18 protein-coding genes are annotated in these 22,259 nt (G+C 54.0%); 10 read left to right on the top strand and 8 right to left on the bottom strand.

Annotated elements, in window-relative coordinates; translation table 11 throughout:
- Nucleotides 1–35: 35 nt before the first annotated feature.
- From HA50_RS25370 to HA50_RS31625, 5 genes are all read left to right on the top strand, one after another.
- On the top strand, nt 36–1,172 hold the full coding sequence (locus tag HA50_RS25370) for an efflux RND transporter periplasmic adaptor subunit (protein ID WP_084879564.1): 1,137 nt from the start codon (nt 36–38) through the stop codon (nt 1,170–1,172).
- Entirely contained in the window at nt 1,169–4,252 is a 3,084-nt protein-coding gene (locus tag HA50_RS25365; RefSeq protein WP_084879563.1) for an efflux RND transporter permease subunit, read from the top strand. Before HA50_RS25370 ends, HA50_RS25365 begins: the two co-directional genes overlap by 4 nt.
- Complete coding sequence (locus HA50_RS25360; protein ID WP_084879562.1) at nt 4,249–4,953, top strand: heavy metal response regulator transcription factor; 705 nt, start codon at nt 4,249–4,251, stop codon at nt 4,951–4,953. Before HA50_RS25365 ends, HA50_RS25360 begins: the two co-directional genes overlap by 4 nt.
- Complete coding sequence (locus tag HA50_RS25355; RefSeq protein WP_084879561.1) at nt 4,937–6,337, top strand: heavy metal sensor histidine kinase; 1,401 nt, start codon at nt 4,937–4,939, stop codon at nt 6,335–6,337. Before HA50_RS25360 ends, HA50_RS25355 begins: the two co-directional genes overlap by 17 nt.
- 96 nt (nt 6,338–6,433) lie before the next feature.
- On the top strand, nt 6,434–6,724 hold the full coding sequence (locus HA50_RS31625; protein WP_208617342.1) for a hypothetical protein: 291 nt from the start codon (nt 6,434–6,436) through the stop codon (nt 6,722–6,724).
- A 129-nt stretch (nt 6,725–6,853) separates the two neighbouring features.
- Here the strand turns inward: HA50_RS31625 and HA50_RS25345 are convergent, their stop codons facing one another.
- The 6 genes from HA50_RS25345 to HA50_RS25320 all read right to left on the bottom strand — a co-directional run bounded on the left by HA50_RS25345 (nt 6,854) and on the right by HA50_RS25320 (nt 12,027).
- Nucleotides 6,854–7,462 (bottom strand): undecaprenyl-diphosphatase, encoded by a 609-nt coding sequence (locus tag HA50_RS25345; protein WP_084879560.1) that lies wholly within the window; start codon nt 7,460–7,462, stop codon nt 6,854–6,856.
- A gap of 19 nt (nt 7,463–7,481) precedes the next feature.
- Nucleotides 7,482–8,822, bottom strand: coding sequence for a sensor histidine kinase (locus HA50_RS25340; RefSeq protein WP_084879559.1), 1,341 nt, complete (start codon nt 8,820–8,822; stop codon nt 7,482–7,484).
- Nucleotides 8,798–9,466 carry a response regulator transcription factor gene (locus tag HA50_RS25335; protein ID WP_084879558.1) on the bottom strand — a complete coding sequence of 223 codons (669 nt, stop codon included), beginning with the start codon at nt 9,464–9,466 and terminating at the stop codon, nt 8,798–8,800. The genes HA50_RS25340 and HA50_RS25335 overlap by 25 nt, the downstream gene beginning before the upstream one ends.
- Nucleotides 9,463–10,089: a DedA family protein gene (locus HA50_RS25330; protein ID WP_084879557.1), complete on the bottom strand. Its 627-nt coding sequence runs from the start codon at nt 10,087–10,089 to the stop codon at nt 9,463–9,465. The genes HA50_RS25335 and HA50_RS25330 overlap by 4 nt, the downstream gene beginning before the upstream one ends.
- Nucleotides 10,090–10,106: 17 nt before the next feature.
- Entirely contained in the window at nt 10,107–10,877 is a 771-nt protein-coding gene (locus tag HA50_RS25325) for a COG4705 family protein (RefSeq protein WP_084879556.1), read from the bottom strand.
- Nucleotides 10,878–10,995: 118 nt separating this feature from the next.
- A complete protein-coding gene (locus HA50_RS25320; RefSeq protein ID WP_084879555.1) occupies nt 10,996–12,027 on the bottom strand; it encodes a LacI family DNA-binding transcriptional regulator in 1,032 nt (343 codons plus the stop codon).
- Nucleotides 12,028–12,296: 269 nt separating this feature from the next.
- On the opposite strand from HA50_RS25320, the gene HA50_RS25315 reads away from it, so the two are divergent.
- Nucleotides 12,297–14,681, top strand: coding sequence for a membrane-bound PQQ-dependent dehydrogenase, glucose/quinate/shikimate family (locus HA50_RS25315; RefSeq protein WP_244193674.1), 2,385 nt, complete (start codon nt 12,297–12,299; stop codon nt 14,679–14,681).
- Between the two features lie 35 nt (nt 14,682–14,716).
- Here the strand turns inward: HA50_RS25315 and iolE are convergent, their stop codons facing one another.
- Both iolE and HA50_RS25305 read right to left on the bottom strand, forming a co-directional pair.
- Nucleotides 14,717–15,616 carry a myo-inosose-2 dehydratase gene (iolE, locus tag HA50_RS25310; protein ID WP_084879553.1) on the bottom strand — a complete coding sequence of 300 codons (900 nt, stop codon included), beginning with the start codon at nt 15,614–15,616 and terminating at the stop codon, nt 14,717–14,719.
- 71 nt (nt 15,617–15,687) lie between these two features.
- The gene (locus HA50_RS25305) at nt 15,688–16,512 is read right to left on the bottom strand and encodes a sugar phosphate isomerase/epimerase family protein (RefSeq protein ID WP_084879552.1); all 825 of its coding nucleotides are present in this window, start codon (nt 16,510–16,512) and stop codon (nt 15,688–15,690) included.
- Between the two features lie 253 nt (nt 16,513–16,765).
- Between HA50_RS25305 and HA50_RS25300 the strand changes: the two genes are divergently transcribed.
- The 4 genes from HA50_RS25300 (at nt 16,766) to HA50_RS25285 (ending at nt 22,046) form a co-directional block, all read left to right on the top strand.
- Entirely contained in the window at nt 16,766–18,196 is a 1,431-nt protein-coding gene (locus HA50_RS25300) for a sugar porter family MFS transporter (protein WP_084879551.1), read from the top strand.
- A gap of 322 nt (nt 18,197–18,518) precedes the next feature.
- Nucleotides 18,519–20,231, top strand: a complete 1,713-nt coding sequence (locus tag HA50_RS25295; protein ID WP_084879550.1) for a nitrilase-related carbon-nitrogen hydrolase — start codon at nt 18,519–18,521, stop codon at nt 20,229–20,231.
- 17 nt (nt 20,232–20,248) lie between these two features.
- Nucleotides 20,249–21,415 carry a transporter substrate-binding domain-containing protein gene (locus tag HA50_RS25290; protein ID WP_084879549.1) on the top strand — a complete coding sequence of 389 codons (1,167 nt, stop codon included), beginning with the start codon at nt 20,249–20,251 and terminating at the stop codon, nt 21,413–21,415.
- Between the two features lie 25 nt (nt 21,416–21,440).
- Nucleotides 21,441–22,046, top strand: coding sequence for an ANTAR domain-containing response regulator (locus tag HA50_RS25285; RefSeq protein WP_084879548.1), 606 nt, complete (start codon nt 21,441–21,443; stop codon nt 22,044–22,046).
- Nucleotides 22,047–22,259 lie beyond the last annotated feature (213 nt).

Here is a 22,259-nt window from a genome sequence, read left to right as displayed (position 1 = left end):
AACTGGCGCAAATGAGTTTATCGCTTTGAGGCACCATGGATCTTCGACATAAAGGAACATTATTACTGATCGCCGGTTTGGTGATTGGCTGCGGCAGCTGGTATTTCTGGCCCCGACAACAGGCCGATGCGGCGATGAAACCCGCTAACGCCCCGGCGTTAGTCAGCATGGTGACCGCCACGGTCAAACCGCTGCCCATCACCCTGACCACCCAGGGCCATATCATCGCGCTGAATCAGGTCGATATTCAGGCGCAGATTACCGGCACGGTGAAGACGGTGGCTTTCCATGAAGGGGATTTTGTTAAAGCCGGACAGCTGCTGTTCACCCTCGACAATGCCAGCCAGAGCGCGGCTTACGATCGTGCGGTGGCGGCGCTGGGCGAATCCAAAGCCTTGCTGGTCAAAGCGCAAAATGACCTGCAACGCGGCCGGGCGCTGAAAGCAAAAAACTACATTTCCATGTCTGACTGGGACACGCTGCAAAGTAACGTCCAGCAGTATCAGGCGCAGTACAAAGCGGCGCAGCAGGATGTGCAGACCGCCGACGTGACGCTCGGCTACACCCGCATCGTGGCACCGGTCAACGGCAAAACCGGCGCGCTCAATGTCCATCCGGGCAGTCTGGTGCAACCCGGCAGCACCCTGCCGCTGGTTTCACTGATGCAGTTCGATCCGATTGGCGTGTCCTTTACCTTGCCGGAAAAAGACCTGAAACCGGTGCTGACGGCGCAGGCAAAAGGGCCGGTGACCGTGTGGGTGGAGAATGCCAGCGGCACACCGACCGCCGGTAAGCTGGATTTCATCGATAACAGCGTCAGCACCGCCAGCGGCACCATCACGCTCAAAGCCCAGTTCAGCAACAGCAACACCCTGCTGTGGCCGGGTCTGTTCCAGAATGTGAAGGTGGATGCCGGTGTCACCCCGGATGCTGTGGTGCTACCCCCGCAGGCGGTGCAGAACGGACCGGACGGGCATTTTGTTTATGTGATCGACCAGCATAATCAGGCGGCAGTTAAACCGGTGACGCTCCTGCGCATTCAGCAGTCGTTAGCGGTGGTTACCGGTATTTCCCAGGGGACCAAAGTGGTGAATGAAGGTGCCAACAATCTGCGCCCTGGCATCACTGTGCAGATCGCCAGCAACATTGATAAGGCGATGATGCAGCCATGAAATTCTCAGAACTCTGTTTGCAGCGGCCGATTGCCGTGCTGCTGTTGTGGATTGCCGTGATGGTGGCGGGTGTGGTGTGCTGGAATAATCTGCCAGTGGCCGCCCTGCCAACCTTCGATACTCCGACCATTAAAGTCAACGCGTCACTTTCCGGTGCCAGCCCGGAAACCATGGCGTCCTCGGTTGCCACGCCGCTGGAGAAAAATCTGGCGACCATTCCCGGTGTGGCGATGATGACCTCGACCAACCTGGAAGGCGCGACCACCATCGTGCTGGAATTCGATCCCTCGGTGAACATTGATTCGGCCTCGGTGGATGTGCAGGCGGCGTTGTATCAGTCGCTGAAAAAACTGCCGTCGCAGATGACCACGCCGCCCACCTTTAAAAAGGTTAACCCGGCAGACGCACCGATTGCGCAGATCAGCCTCGACTCCCCTTCCATGACCTTGTCGGATCTTAACCGCTATTCGGACGATTTGATTTCCCCCTCGCTGTCGATGATCAAGGGGGTGGCGGAAGTGACGGTGATCGGCCAGAAACGTTATGCGGTGCGGGTCGAAGTCGATCCGGCCAAACTCGCCGCCACGGACATGACGCTGGAGGAACTGCACACCGCGCTGAAGGCCGCCAATGACAATTCGCCGGTGGGCGAACTGGATGGCAAACGCCAGATGATGATGTTGCAGACCAGCGGCGATCTGCGTAATGCCAGCGATTTCAGCAATGTGGTGGTGGCAACGCGCAACGGTCAGCCAGTGCGGCTGTCTGATATCGCCAGCGTGCAGGACAGCATCGAAAACACCCTTAGCCACAGTGCCGTCAACAATCACACCGCGATCGTGCTGAGTATCACCCGCCAGCCGGGTGCCAACCTGGTGGCGACGCTGGACAGCATCAAACAGCTGATGCCGAAGTTGCAGCAGCAGATGCCGTCATCGGTGCATATGCAGCTGCTTAATGACCGTTCTATCTCGATTCGTAACGCGATCCACGATGTGAACATCACCCTGCTGCTGACCATCGCACTGGTGATCATGGTGATTCTGCTGTTCCTGCGCCATGTGCGTGCCACGGTGATCCCGGCGCTCAGCGTACCCATCTCGCTGCTGGGATCCTTTGCCCTGATGTACGCCTTTGGCCTGAGCCTCGACAACATCTCGCTGATGGGGCTGACGATTGCCGTCGGCCTGGTGGTGGATGACGCCATCGTGGTGCTGGAAAACATCATGCGTTATATCGAGGAAGGGATGGAGCCGAAGCAGGCGGCGCTGAAAGGGGTTAAAGAAGTTGGCTTTACGGTGGTCTCGATCTCGCTTTCGCTGGTGGCGGTGTTTATCCCGATCTTCTTTATGCCCGGCACCATGGGCCTGCTGTTTCACGAATTTGCCTGGGTGGTGTCCCTCGCCATTCTGGTTTCTGCTGCGGCGTCACTGACCATCATTCCGTTGTTAGTACCGATGCTGTTTCGCCACGATCCCCATCAGGATAAACCGGAACCGGCCTGGAGCCTGCTGTTTGAACGGATGTTTGAAAACCTGCGCCAGCGCTATGCCCAGGGCCTCAACTGGGCGGTGGATCACCGCACGGTTATGTTGTCGGTGGCGGCACTGACGGTGGCGCTGACTGCCTGGCTGTATGTCAGCGCCCCCAAAGGCTTCTTTCCCCAGGAGGATATCGGCCAGGTGACGGCCAATATCGATACGCCGCAGGATATGTCCTATGACGCACGCAAGAACGTGGCTTTCCAGCTTGGCAACACCCTGCTGAAAGACAGCGCGGTCGAGACCATTGTGACCAAAGTGGACCACGACACGACCCAGCTAAATCTCACCCTGAAGGATCAAAGCCAGCGCCCGGCGATGGCGCAGGTGTTGCAGCAGCTGCGCAGCGAAACCCGCTACCTGCCGGGCATTAAGGTGTACTTCAGCCCGGTGCAGAACTTCAAAGTGGGTGGCCGTTCAGCGAAAAGCACTTACCAGTACACCCTGCAATCTGTCAGTAGCAGCAGTGGCCTGAGCCTGAATGATTACACCAACCAGCTGATGGCGGAGATGAACAAAAGCGGCGTGTTTGTTGGCGTCAACAGCGATGCCCAGCTGAATGGCTTGCAGGCGCAGCTGACCATCGACCGTAACAAAGCCTCGCTGCTTGGCGTGGATGTGGACCAGATCCGCAACAACCTGTATGACGCGTTTGGTACCTTACAGGCTTCCACCATCTATGCCCCGGAAGACAGCTATGAAGTGATCATGGAAGTGCAGCAGCCGTTCCGTCAGGACGAGAGCGATTTGTCACAGATTTACGTGCGATCGTCTTCCAATGCCCTGCTGCCGCTCTCCACCTTTACCCATATCAGTCGCGTACAGGGTGTTACGGCGGTGAATCACCAGGGACAGCTGCCTGCAATTACCATCTCCTTTGACCTGGCACCGGGCAAGTCCCTGTCGGATGCCACCCAGGCCATCACCCAGGCGGAGAATAATATTAATCTGCCGTCCACCGTGTTTGGCAGCTATGCCGGACAGGCGGCGCTATTCCAGCAGTCGCAGACCAGCCAGGTCTGGCTGATTGTGCTGGCGCTGGCGGTGATTTACGTGATTCTGGGTATGCTGTATGAAAGCTGGATCCATCCGGTGACCATTTTGCTGGGGCTGCCCTCGGCGGCGGTGGGAGCGCTGATGGCGCTGCGGTTGATGCAGCTGGATCTGACCTTTATCGCCATGATTGGTATTCTGCTGTTGATTGGTATCGTGAAAAAGAACGCCATCATGATGATCGATTTCGCGCTATCAGCGCAGCGCGAACAGGGTATGAGTGCACATGACGCCATTATTCAGGCCTGCTTACAGCGTTTTCGGCCGATAATGATGACAACCCTGTGCGCCATTATGGGTGCCCTGCCCATTGCCTGCGGCTGGGGTGCCGGTGCCGAGCTGCGTCAGCCGATGGGTGTGGCGGTGGTGGGCGGGCTGGTGTTCTCGCAGTTTATTACCTTATTTATTACGCCCGTGCTGTATCTGCTGTTTGACCGCACGGGTGCCCGTCTGGACGCGCTGACCCATGCGACGGAGGAACCATGAGACTGTTGTTAGTAGAAGATCAAAGCATGGCGGCGGATTACATCGCCAAAGGCTTAAGAGAGAACGATTTTGTGGTGGATGTGGCAGCCAACGGTATCGATGGCCTGCATCTGCTACTCACCAACGATTATGACCTGGCGATCCTTGATGTGATGCTGCCAGGCATCAATGGCTGGAAGCTACTGGAAATGGGGCGTCAGGCAGGACGCCCCACCCCGGTGATGTTCCTCACCGCGCGTGATGATGTCGAGGATCGCGTCAAAGGTCTGGAGTTAGGCGCAGAAGATTATCTGATCAAACCTTTTTCCTTCAGCGAACTGCTGGCCCGTGCGCGGGTCATCCTGCGCCGCCAGACCAGCAACAATGTGGTGGTCAGCGATGAGTCGCAGTTGCAGATTGGCGGGCTGGTACTCGATTTTGTGAAACACAAAGTGACCCGCGATGGTAACCGTATCGAACTGACACAAAAAGAATTCCTGCTGCTGAGCCTGCTGATGCGGCGCAGCGGTGAGGTGCTGTCGCGCACGGTGATCGCTGAGCAGGTGTGGGATATGAACTTCGACCCGGAAACCAACGTGATTGATGTGGCGATACGGCGACTGCGCGGTAAGATTGATGATAACTATGATGTAAAACTGCTGCACACCATTCGCGGCGCAGGTTATGTGTTGGAAGAACAAGAGCATGCTGATACCCCGTAATGTCCCGATCACCGTTCGTCTGACGTTGTTCTTTTCCGTGGCGATGGCCATTGTGTTGTATAGCGTTTCCGGGTTGCTGTATCAAACCTTACGCGATCAGTTGAATACCAAAGATGTCAATGAACTGCGCAGCACCTTACAAATCCAGAAGGAAATCGCCAGCACCATCAGCGAACGCCAGGGGCCGCAGGAGCAGTGGCAAAACGAGCTGTTTGAATTTATCGCCGAGCAGGATCGCCTGTCGCTGCGCATTATCAGTCCGGATGGCAAGATCTGGTCGCAATCGAAGAACATGCGCGTCCCTGAAGCCAATTACCCTGCCCCCACAGCCAGCTTCAATTATTCCAGCTGGCGACATCGCGATGGCGAGCATCATGAAAAATACCTGATCACCGCCACCACCTTCACCCTGAAAGACAAAGAGCTGTGGACCGTGCAGGCGGCGCTGAATGTTTCCCGCAACAATGAAATCATTGAGAACTACTGGGCGCGGATGCAAATCGCCGCTGCGCTGGCGATCCTGCTGTTTGCTGCCTGTGGTTACGGCCTGGCGCGCCGGGGATTGCAGCCCTTACGCGTGATCAGCCGTCAGATCGAGAACATCAATGTGGAGGAGCTGCATACCCGGCTTTCCACCGAGCGTTGGCCGTCAGAGCTGGTGGTGCTGGCGACATCATTCGATAGCATGATGACCCGGCTGGAGGCGTCTTTTGCCCAGCTGACGCGCTTTTCCTCCGATCTGGCGCATGAGTTGCGCGGCCCGATCAATAACCTGATTTCCGCTGCCAGCGTCACCCTCAATCAGCCGCGTAGTCCGGCGGAATATCAGGAAACGCTGGAGGCGATTGTGGAAGAAGGTGAACGGCTGTCGCGCACCATCTCTTCGATGCTGTTTCTGGCGCGCGCCGATAATAGCCGCGAACCACTGAAGAAAGAGACGCTAAATAGCGAAACCGAATTCAGACGCCTGACGGGGTTTTACGAGATTCTGGCAGAAGAGAAAAATATTACGCTCACCCAGCAGGGTGCCTTAACCTTTGCTGCCGATCCGCTGCATTTCCAGCGGGCGATGGCCAACCTGTTATCCAATGCGCTGCATTATACGCCGTCGGGTGGACATATTAGCCTCAGCGCACGGCGGGAGAATGGCTGGCTGTATTTCAGCGTGACGGATAATGGTGAAGGAGTGGCATCTGAGCATATTCCGCATTTATTTGAGCGTTTCTATCGTGCAGATGAATCGAGAAGCAGTGCGGAAAATACCGGGCTGGGTTTAGCCATCGTAAAAACCATTGCTGAATTACACGGCGGTAAAGTCAGTGTCAAAAGTGAGTTAAATAAAGGCAGCACTTTTACGCTGATATTACCCGACTCTCCGTCCTGACAAAATTGTCATCTCTCTGTTCCGCCAGGGTCACCAGCCGCGTGAGAAAATGAAGCTGTAAACAAAACAGTAATCGTTAAACCACGAGGTGACCCTATGAAACAGAAACTCATTGCTATTTTACTTGGTGCATTATCTTTGCTGGCAGTCACACAGGTAGAAGCCAATACCGGTGTCGAACGCACCGCCAATACCTGGCTACTGACACCAGCCAGCTGGCATCCCAATCCCAGTAAAACCCATGAAAATTACCCGTTTGATTTGCAGGAAAGCAAAATCAATATGGGTGATGCGGAACCCTTCCACCATTATAATAACGACGATGCATTGCATCCGATGACCGATAAATCCGTGAGTTCGCCGGTTTATCATCAGAACAGTCAGTAATTAAATTCGCAGCGGCGGAAATTCTCGCCGCTGCCCATATTATCCCGGATGTAGCGGCGCAATTTATTGCGCGTCTTTTGACCTGGTAACCGCTGAACACAGCGCGATAAATCGCGCCGCTACAAGTTCTTAATGTTTAACACGGGTATTTCGCAGGTAACCAAAAATAGCATCATTCAGGCGATACAGCTGTTTAAACAGCGGAATCAGGATGTATTCGGCTTTCTTCACACCCCAGGCGCAGAACCAGCCCACCAAGACCGAACCCAGCATATCGGCCGGGAAATGCACCCCCATATAAATCCGTCCCCAGGCAATAAACAGGCTTAACAGTAACAGACTGACTCCGGTATAAATCCGTTGCCCTAACAGGAAACTAAAGGCAACGGCGCAGGCCAGCGTCATATGGTCACTTGGGAACGAGGAGTCTGCCGCATGGCTAATAAAAGTGTGACCAATCGGCACCATAAACGGCCGCGGATGCGGGAAGAAATCACCAATCACCAGATTTATCGATAATGCCAATAAAGCGGATATCAGCGCCAGTAACGCCACCTGTTGTTTTTCCGTTTTGAAACTGAACCAGTAAATAAGCAATGCCAGCGGGAATAAAAAAACCAGCCAGGATGCACAGGCATTACCGATGGTCAGCATTAAGGATGATGCATGCACTGGCGCATTTATCAGCAGGAAAAGGGTGTCGTTAATCTTTCCTGCCGTTTCAGAAGTCAGAAACATCGTGTTCTCCTTGTGGAAATTAAGATAATGGCAAAGTAATACTGACTTTCAGCCCGGAAATAGCCTGAGTCGCGTCAGTGAGTGTTACTTCCCCTTTCATGCGCGCCACCATAGCGCTAACGATGGATAAACCCAGCCCAGAACCCGTTACATCGCTGCCTTCAATACGATAAAATGCATCAAATACTCTTTCCCTTTTATCGATGGGAATACCGGGACCGGAATCCTCCACCTCAATAAAGACGAAATTTTCATTATTATTAATACCAATATCAATCCGGCCTTCCGCGGGCGTATATAGAATCGCGTTATGGACGATATTGCGTAATACGGTATACAGCGCCGAGGGATGAGCGGCGATTTTTGCCTGGCTTGCGCCCACCACCCCGATGTCGATTGATTTCTGTTCCGCCAGCGGATGCAAATCGGATATCACCTGCTTCACTACGTCAAACACCGCGATATCTTCCGGGGCGGGAATTTTGCTGATCTCGCCACCCTGCGCCCGGCTCAGGCTGAGTAATTGTTCCACCAGCCATGCCGCCCGCTTCATTCCTTCACGCAAACTCAGCAACCGCTGGCGGCTTTCGTCTGGCATGGCGGCGGAGTCCAGCCTTTCAGCCTGTAGCATTAACGCCGTCAGGGGGGAACGCAGCTCATGGGCTGCATCCGCAACAAAACGCCGCTGCAGCTCCACCGACTCAGCCGCACGCTGCAACAGGCGGTTGATCGCAGTGATAAACGGGGTGATCTCACGCGGCATCGCCTCCTCGCTGAGGGCGATACTGAGATCATCGTTTTGCCGATCCACGTCCTCAGCCAGTTTGCGTATGGGTCGGAAAATCTTCCGGACCAGATCGGCGGCGAGGTACAGCAGCACCGGGAACAGAATGCAGAACGGCACCAGGGTGCGCAGCGCTGACCACAGCGCGACACTTTCGCGCACGGAAGCACGCTGCGCCACCGCCAGCCGGATGCCATCATGCATATCCTCAATCAGCACACGGTAACTGTGGTGATCAATCGGCAGCGTGTAGAACCCCGCTGACAGCTGACGCGGCCAGCCAAAACGATCCGGCGTCTGATCTCCCGGCAGAATAAAATGCACCAGCACGCGCGAGGCTTCCTCATCCTGCAACGGCGGGCTGATAAAACTGCTGCTGCGCGGCGTCAGCATGCCGTCCTTCGCGAGGCTGGCAATTTGTTGCAGCGAAGAGTCCTGCAATTCATGCGCTTCATCCCAGGCCGAGAGAAAGCCCAGCACGCCGCTCAGCAGGGCTATGCCGCCGATCGCCATACACAGGACAAAAGACAGACGAAACTGCACCGAGTCGCTCAGTCGCTTTTTGAGACTTTCCATCCCACGCCCCGGATATTCCTGATGGCATCGCTGCCTAATTTCTTACGCAGCGCATGAATAAAATATTCCACCGCGTTGCTTTCAACTTCTTCACCCCAGCCGTAGATTTTTCCTTCCAGCTCGCTTCGGGAGAAGATTTGGCCGGGTTGCATCAGCAACGCCTGCAACAGGGCATATTCCCTGCCGGATAAGCTGTATCGTTGATTGCTGGCGACATGCAGCACTTCACGCGTCGCTGGATCGAGCACGAGGATGCCGTTGCTTAATAGCGGGGTGGCGTGACCGGCTTTACGCCGCATCACTGCCCTGGCGCGCGCCAGCAGTTCGCTCATTTCGAAGGGTTTTAAAATGTAATCGTCCGCGCCGGAATCCAGCCCCTGCAAACGGTCTTCCAGCGCATCACGCGCGGTGACAATCACCAGCGGCACCGGGTTGCCACGCCCGCGCACCTCGCGCAGCACCTCGAAACCGTTACGGCAAGGCAGGCCAAGATCGAGCAGCACCAGATCGTAGGCATGCGTTTCGAGGCTGAGTAACGCCTGCGCACCGTCACGTACCCAGTCCGTAGCGTATGAAGCATCCTTAAGTGCCGCCTCGACCGCCGAGCCAATCATGCGGTCATCTTCGACCAGTAACACTCTCATGGCAGATCCTGTGCTGCCGGACGCAGAAACGCCGACACCACCGGCAGCAGCGAGAATGCAACGATCAGTAACGCCAGCCATTCACGATGGTCGCGTACCCAGGCCAAATCACCGAGAAAATATCCCAGGGTGACAAACCCGCCACACCAGGCCACCGCACCGGCCAGATTCCACAGCAGAAACTTCGTGCGTGGCATTGAAGATAACCCCGCCATAAAAGGCGCGAGGCTGCGAACAATCGGCACAAAGCGACTAATAAAAACCGTCGCGCTGCCATATTTCTCGAAGAAGGTTTCTGCTTTTAAACGGTGTTGTTCTTTTACCCATTTGCGGTGAAGAATAAAACGCCCAATGGCACCTTTGCCGATATGGTAATTCAGCGTATTACCGAGGAAAGCGGCCCCCATCAGCACCAGTATAATCAGCAGTGGCGAAAGATGAGTGGCCGGTAAAAAAGCCCCCAGGGTAAATAATAAGGAATCACCCGGCAGGAAAGGTAAAATAACCAACCCGGTTTCACAAAAGATAATGGCAGCAACAATGGCGATCACCATCACCGGGTCGGCATTCACCATATCGACAATATGATTGCCTGAGATAAAATCCAACAGATGCTGTAGCATATTTTATTCCCGTAAATTCAGGCGTGCGGTGTATTGCGCGATGTCGGGTAAGACATGCTGGATACGCTAATTAGAATCACCATGGCAATCAGGAAAATAATATTCACCGGTGTCGTGCCGTATCCCAGTCCCCCTTCTTTAATCGGTTGCGAGAATAAATCCGCCAGTGACGCACCGAGCGGGCGGGTCAGGACATACACCGTCCAGAAACAGGCGACGCTACTGAACACCGCCAGCCGCCACAGAAAACAACAGATGGCAATCAATACCGCGAAGACCAGCGTGGTGGACAAATATCCCAGCCCCAGTTTTTCGGCCAGAGCATCCCCGAGCGCCGTACCAAAAGCAAAGGTGATCATGATAGCTAACCAGTAATACAGCTCCCGACCCGTGGTATTAATAGTGGCGAATTCCAGCGTCCCTTCGGTGCGATGCCAGAACATCAACACCATCACTAATACCGAGCCAAACATGGCAACGGAATAAAGTAACGGCACCTGAAGTTGATCCGTTAAATAGTCGGTAATAAGCGTGCCGGTAATGCTCACCAGCAACACGGTCAGCCAGTAAAGCCAGGGAATATAACGGTCTGATTTCAACTGAAACAACAACGTAACGACAAACAGACCTGCGGCAATAATTGAGGTATGGGTCAGTCCAAATCCTAAACCAAAGTTAATCCAGTCAGCCCCGGTTTCCCCCACCGTTGTTGACATCATTTTTAGCACCCAAAACAACAGGGTAACCTGCGGAACTTTCGTTTTCAGGTCGTTTAATGTATCAGTCATGATGAAACTCCCCATCTGCGTATTGGCGCTATGATGACGAGTGAAACTTAAAACACCCTTAAAGGAGGTTAATTATTGGAGAACCGTTGAAACGGCAGAGAGAGTCTGCCGTTGCACATTACAATGCCGGAAGTGTGAAGCGGGTAAGGATTTCAATCGGTAAAAAGGTATGAGAAGCAAAAGCCTGGTTATTTTTCATCGCCGCCAGCTTATCAACGGTTTCGAGTAACAGCTTCGCAATATCCTGGGACAGAATGTAATCGATCTTCTCGGCAAGAATCAGTTTTTCCGTCACCTTATTTATTTCATGAGTGATCACAATCGGTCGGATGGCACTCTGGCATTCATCCAGTGCCGCAGCCAGCCCGGCGTTGCCCCCGGCAACATTGTAGACAGCGCGCAGATTGGGATTATTACGCAGCAGTTGCACTGCGGCATCGTAGGTTTGCTGGGTGTTATCGTTACCGGAAATCACCTCTGCCACGCTCACTGACGGCAGGGTTTTCCTGATTTGCGCCCGGAAACCGATTTCCCGGTCATCGTGGCAACTGTAGGAAAGCGTACCGACAATCACCGCCACGCTGGCATGGGTGTCATGCTGTAAATGCCTGCCGAGGATAAATCCCGCCGCCTGCCCGGCTGCGCGGTTATTGATGCCGACATACGCATCCCTGGCATCAGGATCGAGATCGCTGACTAACGCAACAATATGCTTCCCCTGCTGCCTGAGTTTCTGCACCGCAGCATTGATGATCGGGGTGTTCTTTGCCACCACGGCAATGCCGTCCGCATGGTCCGCCTGCTGATACAGCAGACGCACCACATCGTCGTCCTGCACATCGGAACAGCTGGAAATATCGAGGCTGACATTACGCGCATCCAGCTGATTTTTGATCTTCTGCGCCGTGGCGATCACCGATTCGTTGTACTCCTCGCTGGCCTGCACCACCACCGAGAAACTGGCTTGTTGTGTCACTGAGGCAAGTTGCACACCCCCCGCCGCCTGGACCAGCAAGGAAGAATAAGCGCGCTGAACAGCTTCAACCGTTTTCGGGTTGACGCCGGGTCGGTGATTGAGGACACGATCAATAGTCGCCCGGCTCAATTGCGTTGCAGCAACCAACTCTTTCATGGTGGGTTTACGGTTCATAAACAATAGCCTGCCTTCAGTGGTCCATTCCTGCCGATGTTAACCCATCTGTTACCCGGAAGTCTCTGGAAAACCCCATGATTCATAATGATACTTTTTGTGCCTCAGTTTGTTATTTAATTGAGACATATTTGTATCATTTTGTTCTCATTATGATCTAAAATCGCCACTTCGCCTCATGTGAGAATGATTCTCAAAGGCGTGCAGATTATCTGGCTGATGTTTAGCCTCCATCATTATCGTTAACTGGGCATATTAAAATGAGAAAAATGGGATGGTTACCTCCCCTGATCGGCGTCGTGATTGCTCTGGCAGGACTCGTGCTGGGTGCAGGCGGTGGGTATCTTGCGGTACTCGGCGGCTCATGGTTTTACCTTTTCACCGGGTTCGTCTGGCTGCTGACAGGCTGGACACTGCTCCGCAGGCAATTTATGGCCTGGCCACTGACGCTGGCGATGACGCTGATTGCCGTCATATGGGCGTTGTGGGAAACCGGCACTGACTTTTGGCAGTTCCTGCCCCGTGTCATCGTCTTTGTGGTTTTTGGTGTACTTGTCTCAGTCTGCGTGCCTCATTTGCGTCGCAAAGATGGCAGTCAGCCGGTCAGTACAAAAGCTTCCTTCGCGGTTGCCGGTGTGTATGCCGTGAGTTTCGTGGCGTTAATTGCCGGGATGTTTGTCCCCCATGCTGAGGTTGAGGCTTCTGGCGAAAGCGCCAAAGTGATTCATCCTGAGGCCGGGAAAGCCGATGGCAAAGACTGGCCCGCCTGGGGACGCAATCTGGGTGGCGACAAATACGCGCAGTTTGATCAAATCAACAAGACCAACGTCAAAGATTTAAAGCTGGCCTGGAGTTACCGCACTGGCGATTTGGCAATTGATGGTTCCGAGTATCAGGTCACGCCGCTGAAAATTGAAGATACGATGTATCTGTGCACCCCGCTGAATAAGGTGATTGCTCTGGATCCCACCACCGGCAAGGAGCGCTGGCGTTTCGACCCGAACATGAAGGAAACCGCCAGCAACAAAGGCTGGAAACGCTGCCGTGGCGTCAGCTATGCCGACCTGTCAACCATGCCAGCCCCCACCCCGGATGCGGCCCCGCTGGCAACCTGTCGCAAGCGTATCGTCAGCAACACCAACGATGGTCGCCTGTTTGAACTGGATGCGGAAACGGGCAAGCTTTGTGAAGATTTTGGTGACAAAGGTTATGTCGATCTGACTGCTGATATTGGTTCCAGCCCGGAAGAAGGTTCGTATTACCTGACGTCCGCCCCGCTGGTGGCTGATGGCGTGATCATGGTGGGTGGCAAACTGAACGATAACATGTCAATCGGCGAGCCTTCCGGCGTGGTACGCGGTTTTGATGTGCGCAGCGGTAAATTGCTGTGGGCCTTCGATCCGGCGCGACCGAACGACAGCACCCCGTTGCCACCCGGTCAGCACTATGCACCGGAATCCCCGAACTTCTGGGGTACTGCGTCTTATGATCCGAAACTCGGACTGGCCTATTTCCCCACGGGCAACCAGACACCGGATTTCTGGACCGGCAATCGTCACCCCTACTCGGATGAATTTAACGACTCTATCGTCGCTATCGAACTGAAAACCGGCAAACTGCGCTGGCACTTCCGTACGGCCAATAATGACCAGTTTGACTATGACGTTTCATCACAACCGATTCTGTACGACCTGCCAAATAAAGACGGCAGCACCACACCGGTGGTGATCCAGCTGACCAAGCGCGGTCAGGTATTTATGCTGGATCGCCGTGACGGTAAACCGGTAGCACCGGTGGAGTACCGCAAGGTCCCGACCGATGCTATGCCAGGCATGAAAGTGGCGGACACCCAGCCCTATTCGGCGATTTCCGTCGGCGTTGATCCGCTGAAGGAAGCCGATACCTGGGGTGCCACGCTGTTCGACCAGCTCTACTGCCGCATCGAGTTTAAGAAAATGCGCTGGGAAGGTGAGTGGACTCCGCTTTCTGATAAACAACGTACCCTGATCTGGCCGGGTTATTACGGTGGCTTTAACTGGGGTGGCGGTGCGCTGGATGCCTCAACCGGCACCTTAATCGTCAATGATATTCGCATGGCGATGTGGGGACAGTTCATTAAACGTGAGGAAGCGGCGAAGCACGGTCTGGTGCCGTCAACCGAAGGTGAGTATTCCGAACAGAAAGGCACGCCATGGGGGGTGGAACGTTCGATGTTCCTGTCACCGCTCGGTACACCGTGCTTTAAACCGCCTTTCGGCAGCATGACCGCCATCGATCTGGCGACGGGTAAAACGAAATGGCAGGTGCCGATGGGCAGCATTCAGGATGCACCGATTCATGGCATCTTCCCGGGTGAAGGTGTGGTGCCACACGTTTACATTCCGATTGGCATGCCAACCCTGGGTGGCCCGTTAGTCACCGGCGGCGGGCTGACCTTCTTCCACGGTTCGCTCGATTACTTTATTCGTGCGCTGGATAACGATACCGGTAAAGAGTTGTGGCGTTCGCGCCTGCCGGTGGGTGGCCAGGGTGTGCCGATGACCTACATTGGCAAAGATGGTAAACAGTACGTGGTAGTGGTTGATGGTGGTGCGACGCGCACTGGCACTAACAAAAATCGCGGAGACTACGTCATGGCTTACGCCTTGCCATGATGTTGATCAGATGCCCGGCAATGCCGGGCATTTTTTTACATGGCAAACGTGTGACGGATAAACTGACGCGCTCTGGCAACGGTGATTTCCGGCGGTTCCAGTGACGGATCCTGTTCGGCCTCCACCACCATCCAGCCCTGATAGCCGCTTGTGCGCACAAACTGCGCCAGCGGGGCAAAATCAATCGCACCATCCCCCGGCACGGCAAATATCCCCTTTCTCACTGCATCGTTGAAACTGAGATCGTCCCGACGCACCTGCTGCAACACGTCGGCGCGGATATCTTTCAGATGGATATGATTAATGCGTTCACCAAACTCCTTCAGCAGGATTTGATAATCAAAACCCGCAGAGAAAGCATGGCCGGTATCCAGCAATAAACCGACCGCAGGACCGGTTGCCGCCATCACCGCCCTGACCTCATCCAGTTGCTCCGCCACCATCATCAGATGATGATGGTAAGCCAGCCCCAGGCCATAACGGGACTGCAACTCGCTGGCAAATGCCGTGAGTCTGTCGCCATAAGCGCCGAACTGCGCGGCTGTCAGGGTGAGCCGCCCGCTCATCGCAATATCCAGCGCATTGTCCGGCATATTGCCGCACTCACCGTACACCATGACGCGGGCACCGGTGTCGCGTAACAGGGTGGCAAAAGGCGCGACGGCGGCCAGTTCTTCATCGACACTGCGCTGCGCCAGGAAGCCGCTGTGCCAGCCGGATGCATGTTTCAGCGGGTACTGCTGCAGCAGTGCGGCAAGCTCCGGGGCCGAGTTCGGAAATAAACGGCTCATTTCAACACCGTCGTAACCTGCAACTTTCGCACCGCTGAGGCACATGTCTGCGGTGGCATCCTGACCAAATTCCGCAATCACTTCATTGGCCCAGGATAACGGGCTGATCGCGATTGGCAGTTGATTGTTTTTTACCTGATTCATAATGTTTCTCATCCATAGCCAGACATCCGGAATATAAAATCCCGGATGTTCGATAACAGGAATTATGGCAATTAAGCGGCGTATTGCTTCAGGGAATGACACAACGTCTTTGTGGTAATAACCGGATCTTTCTCCCAGATAGTCGGGCTGATTAATTCAACAGACCAGGCACCGTCATAACCGGTGGCTTTAACCGCATCCGACCATTGCTGCAAATCAATCTCCCCTTCACCGGGCATACAGGAGCGCAAAATAGTTTCATCCCAGCTGTCGCCCTCATTTTTCGGTACAAATCCATCGCAGAAATGGACGCCGAAAATATGATCTTTATTCATCCGGCTGACTTCCTCAGGGGTGCATCCCGCTGCGTAGAAGTGCCAGAAATCGACCACAATACCGACGTTCTTTTTACCGACACGCTTAATCACCTCAAGGCCTTGCTGAAGGGTTCTGAATTTAGTAAACGCCGGTAATTCAATCATATAACGCACACCGTAACGCTCGCCGATGCTGGCTATCGCGGCGATATTGTCCGTCATAATATTCATGATTTTTTCATCGGAGAAATGGTCGATACCGTTTCTCGGCAGCACCATCACCGTGTCCGTGCCTAACTGCACCGCTTCCTGGGTAATTTTCTCTGCTTCGGCCAGCAGCGCGGCACGATCGTCCGCTTCGAAACGTTCGATATGATCGAGGGCGCTGAGAAAAGACACCGTCAGACCCGCGTCATGGATGTGTTTTTTTAACGCCTCAATCGTTCCACCATTTTCCAGATAACGGACAAACTTTGGATAAAATACTTCCAGCGAATTAAATCCCGCCTCTTTGGCTAAGCGGATATCACTGATCAAATTTCCGTGCATTGTCGAAATACCATGCAGTGACGTAATCATTTTATTTCCTCTGATTCTCAGGGACCGAATGAAAACTTTCAGGCCAGGCAATAACACCTGCGCCCCGCCTGATAAGTGGAGAAGCTGATCCCGATACTACCCAAATGAATGTTTTAAAAAATACACGAATGGCATTTTCATTTCATTCCTGTGAGAGCGATCATAAAACTGATACAAATGTGATCATTTGAGTTGCGGAATGAGACAGCAAAGATGATCACTAATGCATCATTGATAGCTCAGAGGTTCTGCGATGTCCTACGAACAAAAATTTAATGCCGGCTATGTGTATCTCATATGCTGCTGCGCTTCCCTCGGGGGCCTGATGTTCGGCTATTCTACCGCCGTCATCTCTGGCGCAATTTCACCGGTTAAAATGCATTTCGCGCTGTCGCCCGCCGAGGTGGGTTGGGCGGTGTCCAGCATTATCGCCGGGGCGACGGTGGGTGCGTTGCTGGCCGGGACCATTGCCGAAAAAGTGGGACGCCGCCCTGCGCTGTTCCTGTCGTCGCTGGTGTTTATCGCGACATCACTGCTTTGTTCCCTGACGGATTCCTTTGAAGTGTTCTGGTCCGGACGCATCCTGTGCGGATTCGCTGTTGGCGTCGCCGGTACCGTTGCCCCGATGTATATGTCGGAAGTCGCCCCTACCGCCATCCGGGCAAAATGTTCGGGTCTGTTTAACCTGGCGATGGTGATTGGCGTGCTGGGCGTCTTTATCGTCAATTACACCATTGCCCGTGGCATGGATGATACCTGGATGCAAAATCAGGGATGGCGCTGGATGATGGGGTCGCAGCTGGTGCCTTCAGTGATCATGCTGGTGCTCAGTATCCTCATGCCCGAGTCACCGCAGTGGAACCTGCGCCATAACCACAGTGCCAAAGCGATTACCTTGTATAGCCGCATCTACCCGCAATTCAACAGCGTGGAAGCGCAGCAAATCTTTGCCGCACAGCAGGCAAGAAACACCGGAGCCAAAATTAAAGGCAGCCGACCCGACACACCAGTGCTCAAATTTATTCTGGCGGTGGGCGTGATGATTGCCGTGCTTCAGCAGTTCACCGGTATCAATGTAATGAACTACTACGCACCACTGGTGCTGGAACAGGGATCCTCCGGCAAAGATGCGGTGCTGTTCCAGACCATTTTCATCGCCGTGGCCAATGGTGTCGGCGGCTTTATCGGTATGAATTTGTTTGATCGTTATGGCCGGTTGCCGATTATGAAAATCGGCACCACCGGCGCCACACTCGGCCTGCTTATCGCCTCGTGGGGTTTATACAGCCATGACACCGGCTACTTAACCGTGTTCGGCATTCTGTTATTTATGGTGTCGTTTGCGATGGGCTGGGGTGCCGGTGCCTGGGTGCTGATTGCTGAAATCTTCCCGGAGAAAATCCGCAACGTCGGCATGAGTCTGGCGGTGAGCCTGATGTGGGTAGCGAATTTCATCATCACGCTGCTGTTCCCGATCGTTAATGATAATGCCTGGCTGCAAAGCCACTTTAACGGGGCGTTTTCGATGTGGATCTTCGTGGGCTTCAATGTGATCTGCTATCTGTTCCTGGTGAAGTTTGTCCCGGAAACCAAAGGCATCGCGCTGGAGGATATCGAAAAAATTGCCAGTGCGAAGATGCGCAAAAACGGTCGTCATGCTGCCGTTTCTGACATTGTGCGTTAATTGGCACTCCGCACAGAATTGCGCGATAAATCGCGTCGCTACGGATCCGTGCGGTTATTGGTCTGGCAAGTGATTAACGCACCCGCCTGATGCATTTCGCTGTTTTTTTGCACCAGCACTGTGCTTATAAGCCTGACAGAAAAACATAACTTTATGATTTTTCATCAAAATTAAATCTGGCATTCAATTTGCTTAAAAAAATCATCGCGTAGTCAAACGTTTTCAGACGTCGATAGCTAAGTTATCAGCATACGACCAGGCAAAGATGCCCCATTGTCCTTAACCGGCAATGGGGCTTTTTTTTTTCTCAAGGAGCAAGGCAATGATTAAAGAGCACCTGTCCGTTGCGGCGATTCAATTTGAGCCGCAGCAATTCCGCAAAGAAGAAAATATTCAACGTTTGTGCGCCCTGGTGGAAGAGGCGGCACGTAATGGCGCTCAATTGATTGTCATGCCCGAAATGGGCACCACCGGTTATTGCTGGATGGATCGGGAAGAAGTGGCTGACTTTGTCGAGACCGTACCCGGTACGACTACCGCTCGCTTTACGCAACTGGCTGCCCACTATGGCTGCTATCTGGTGCTCGGTATGCCGGAAGTGGATAGCGTGACCGACCTATATTACAACACCGCGGTCTTGATCGGCCCTGAGGGTGTTATCGGCAAACACCGCAAGACCCATCCTTATATCTCAGAACCCAAGTGGGCCGCCAATGGCGATCTCGGTCATCAGGTCTTCGCCACGCCGATCGGTAATATCGCCCTGCTGATCTGCATGGACATCCACTTTATCGAAACCGCGCGGCTGGCCTGTGTGCAACAGGCTGATGTGATTTGCCATATCAGTAACTGGCTGGCGGAACGTACCCCGGCACCGTACTGGATCAATCGCGCCTATGAAAATGGCTGCTACCTGATCGAAAGTAACCGCTGGGGTGCTGAACGTGGCGTTCAGTTCAGCGGCGGCAGTTGCATCATCGATCCGGATGGCAACGTTCAGGCGTGGCGAGACAGCGGCGATGGCATTGTGTATGGCGAATTATTGCCGGAAGTCACGCTGCGCCCGCAGTTAACCCGCCGTCGCCCGGAGCTGTATAAAAGTTTAATGACGCACACTTTTATGTGGAATCCGCTCGATTTCTTCCGGCTTTACGATAAATCCCCACTGCCGACGGGCAAACGCTCGCGTATCGCCGTGGCGCAGTTTACCCCGGTAAGTGAGGTGGCAAGCAATCTGACCACCATCACCCACTGGGCCACTGCCGCCGCACAGGCTGGCGTGGAATTGTTAACCCTGCCGGAATACAGCCTGACCGGACCTTATCTTTCCTCAGAGAGCGCCATGACTCAGCAGCATCCGGCCATTCATCACCTGATGGCACTGACGGCTCGCCTGCGACTGTATCTGGTGCTGGGGATGGCAGAGAAAGATGACGACGGTAGCTGTTACAACAGCGCGTTACTGATCGGCCCTGATGGCCTGGTCGGGCACTATCGGCAGACCCACCTCAGTGATGCCACCCGTCACTGGGCGCACGCCGGTGATTGCTGGAAAACCTTTGACCTCCCCTGTGGCCGCGTGGGGATCCTGTTGGGTGAAGACCTGCTGTATCCCGAAGCGGGACGGGTATTATCGATGCAGGGTTGCGATATTATCGCTTGTCCGGCCACGCTGGCGTTGCCGCCTTCGATGCCCCATCCGGGAACCGCGGTACCGCATAACTTCCCGATATCCACCGCAGCCTCCGATTACCACTGGCTGTTGCCCCGTGTCAGAGCCGGTGAGAACAATGTTTATCTCAGTTATGCCAATGCCGATGCCAGTGGATTGAGCGGCAATTTTGGTCCGGACACCTTCGCCTGGCCACGGCAGGAAACGCTGATCACTGATGCCGAAGGCCTGGCGTTACTCGATATCGATACCAGCAACCTCGCCTCCGGTTATCCCACCAATGTGGTGCGCCGTAAAGATCTGGTGGCGATGCGTCAGCCGCATTATTACCCGCTGCTGATCATGGTGGCAGAAGCGGATTAATGGAGAGGAGAACGCGCATGTCAGCAAAAGAAGCCCCTTTCGCACCGCGTGAGCGCAGGTGTAAGTCCACCATTCCGGTCGGCATCCTCTACTCGGTGTCCGGGCACTATGGCAGCATTGGCCGCGAGATGCTGAACGGCATCATGCTGGCGATTGAAGAGGTCAACGCAGATGATCGCCTGGACTTTTCCCTCGCGCCGATCGTCTGCGATCCCGGCTGCCAGCTGGAGAATTACTATCGCTATTGCCGTGATTTGCTGCACAGTCACGGCGTGAAACATATTGTCGGCTGTTACACCTCGGCGTCGCGCAAACTGATCCTGCCACTGGTGGAGGGAGCGAACGCCCTGCTATGGCACACCGCACGTTACGAGGGATTTGAAAGCAGCGACCATGTGATGTATCTCGGGGCCGCGCCCAACCAGCATGTCCTGCCGATGCTGGATTATGTCTTCGCGCATTATCCGCGCGAGGTTTATCACGTCGGATCTAACTATATCTGGTCCGAAGAGATTGACCGCATCACCCGCGAAACGGTGGAAGCCCGCGGTGGAAAAATGATCGCCAGCGAGTTCCTGCCGCTGGGGGAAACCGATGTGCTGCCCATTATTCAGGACATCCTGGCGCGTCGTCCGCCGGTGATTCTGATCACGCTGGTCGGCATCTCCGCCTATCGCTTCTTCCAGCTGTGGAAAACGATGATGCCGGACCATCCTTTTCTGCGTGAAGCGGCCCCCGCCCGTTTGAGCCTGACCTTGTGTGAACGTGAGGTGGCGATGATTGGAGCCGAGGCGCTGGAAGGTTGTCTGGTCTCCGCCGTCTATTTTCATAGCATCGCCAACGCGCAAAATGAACAGTTTGTCGCCCGGTATCACCAGCGTTTCGGTGAACAGGCCACCACCACTGTCGATGCCGAGGCGGCATGGATGAGTGGCCATTTCCTGGCCAGAGGTATCCAGGCCAGTGGTAGCGATGATCCTGCGCTGGTAAAGGAAGCGATTTACGGCTATGAACTGGATGCGCCGAACGGGGTAACCCGGATTAATCGGGAAAACAACCATGCCAGCCTGACGCCGCGCCTGGCGCGCATCGGGGCGGATGGTCAGTTCCACCTGCTGTGGCAGGCGGCTTCGCCTGTGACGCCGGACCCGTGGTTAACCTGGTCCGATTTGTCCCGTCAGTAACCGGTCGCAAGGGGGTAAGCTGCATATGCAAAAGCAACTGATGGTGGTGAGAGGATTACGCATCGCACTCATTGGCTGTCATACCCGTGACGAAAATGCGTTGCTGCTCCAGTTCCAGCGACTGGGGATCGCGGGTGACAGTTTTAGCCATTTCCACCCGACTATTTTTGATGCGCCATATGACGGCATGATTTTTGATTCGGATAACCGGGCGCTGATCCAGAGCATGGAGCAAAACAGCTGGCCCGCCCTGGCAAAAATTGCGCTGCTGGGCATGGAAACCCCTTCACGGGTTAAATGGGTGATCGATCAGAACATCAATGGTTATTTACGCAAACCAGTTAAAGCTGAGGGCGTGCTATCGACCCTGATTCTGGCGCGCCATGATTTTCAGCGTCAAAAGCAATTACAGGACCAGTTGCAGCAATTTGAACATCGGCATCAACTGCGACGTTTTTTATTATCAGCGCAATTATTACTGATTAAAGAGTTTAATTTTAGTGAACAATCCGCCTATGCTTTATTACGTCAACTGGCAACCGAACAGCAAAAAACGGTGGAAGAGTTTTGCCTGATAGTACTCGCTAATCCGGAGGCATGGATCAGACATATAAAATTATTATCATTGTGATGGTATTGGTATTTCGCACCAGCAGAGTGATGGCGCTGCACTAAAAATGCGCAACAGGAATAACCTTTTATTATGTCCTGATGGCTGACGTCAAATGCCATGATTAACATGATGTTTTAAAACATAAAAATGAACTGGATCAAAGATTATTTTTATGGCATATATATTGCTTAGTTAAAGACGTCATGTGATATTCCTGTCACGCTAATTTGG

Source organism: Pantoea cypripedii (assembly GCF_002095535.1).
In the GTDB taxonomy this organism is placed as follows: Bacteria; Pseudomonadota; Gammaproteobacteria; order Enterobacterales; family Enterobacteriaceae; genus Pantoea; species Pantoea cypripedii.
The sequence above is the reverse complement of the archived record's forward strand: the minus strand, read 5'-3'. Positions and strand labels throughout refer to the sequence as shown.

What these genes read in the sequence shown, in the direction of transcription:
- HA50_RS25320 (WP_084879555.1), bottom strand. Translation starts at nt 12,027, where the DNA reads ATGAACCGTAAACCCACCATGAAAGAGTTGGTTGCTGCAACGCAATTG.
- HA50_RS25330 (WP_084879557.1), bottom strand. Translation starts at nt 10,089, where the DNA reads ATGCTACAGCATCTGTTGGATTTTATCTCAGGCAATCATATTGTCGAT.
- HA50_RS25360 (WP_084879562.1), top strand. Translation starts at nt 4,249, where the DNA reads ATGAGACTGTTGTTAGTAGAAGATCAAAGCATGGCGGCGGATTACATC.
- HA50_RS25340 (WP_084879559.1), bottom strand. Translation starts at nt 8,822, where the DNA reads ATGGAAAGTCTCAAAAAGCGACTGAGCGACTCGGTGCAGTTTCGTCTG.
- HA50_RS25285 (WP_084879548.1), top strand. Translation starts at nt 21,441, where the DNA reads ATGCAAAAGCAACTGATGGTGGTGAGAGGATTACGCATCGCACTCATT.
- iolE (WP_084879553.1), bottom strand. Translation starts at nt 15,616, where the DNA reads ATGAATCAGGTAAAAAACAATCAACTGCCAATCGCGATCAGCCCGTTA.
- HA50_RS25290 (WP_084879549.1), top strand. Translation starts at nt 20,249, where the DNA reads ATGTCAGCAAAAGAAGCCCCTTTCGCACCGCGTGAGCGCAGGTGTAAG.
- HA50_RS25295 (WP_084879550.1), top strand. Translation starts at nt 18,519, where the DNA reads ATGATTAAAGAGCACCTGTCCGTTGCGGCGATTCAATTTGAGCCGCAG.
- HA50_RS25300 (WP_084879551.1), top strand. Translation starts at nt 16,766, where the DNA reads ATGTCCTACGAACAAAAATTTAATGCCGGCTATGTGTATCTCATATGC.
- HA50_RS25305 (WP_084879552.1), bottom strand. Translation starts at nt 16,512, where the DNA reads ATGATTACGTCACTGCATGGTATTTCGACAATGCACGGAAATTTGATC.
- HA50_RS25370 (WP_084879564.1), top strand. Translation starts at nt 36, where the DNA reads ATGGATCTTCGACATAAAGGAACATTATTACTGATCGCCGGTTTGGTG.
- HA50_RS25335 (WP_084879558.1), bottom strand. Translation starts at nt 9,466, where the DNA reads ATGAGAGTGTTACTGGTCGAAGATGACCGCATGATTGGCTCGGCGGTC.
- HA50_RS25315 (WP_244193674.1), top strand. Translation starts at nt 12,297, where the DNA reads ATGGGATGGTTACCTCCCCTGATCGGCGTCGTGATTGCTCTGGCAGGA.
- HA50_RS25355 (WP_084879561.1), top strand. Translation starts at nt 4,937, where the DNA reads ATGCTGATACCCCGTAATGTCCCGATCACCGTTCGTCTGACGTTGTTC.
- HA50_RS25325 (WP_084879556.1), bottom strand. Translation starts at nt 10,877, where the DNA reads ATGACTGATACATTAAACGACCTGAAAACGAAAGTTCCGCAGGTTACC.
- HA50_RS25365 (WP_084879563.1), top strand. Translation starts at nt 1,169, where the DNA reads ATGAAATTCTCAGAACTCTGTTTGCAGCGGCCGATTGCCGTGCTGCTG.
- HA50_RS31625 (WP_208617342.1), top strand. Translation starts at nt 6,434, where the DNA reads ATGAAACAGAAACTCATTGCTATTTTACTTGGTGCATTATCTTTGCTG.
- HA50_RS25345 (WP_084879560.1), bottom strand. Translation starts at nt 7,462, where the DNA reads ATGTTTCTGACTTCTGAAACGGCAGGAAAGATTAACGACACCCTTTTC.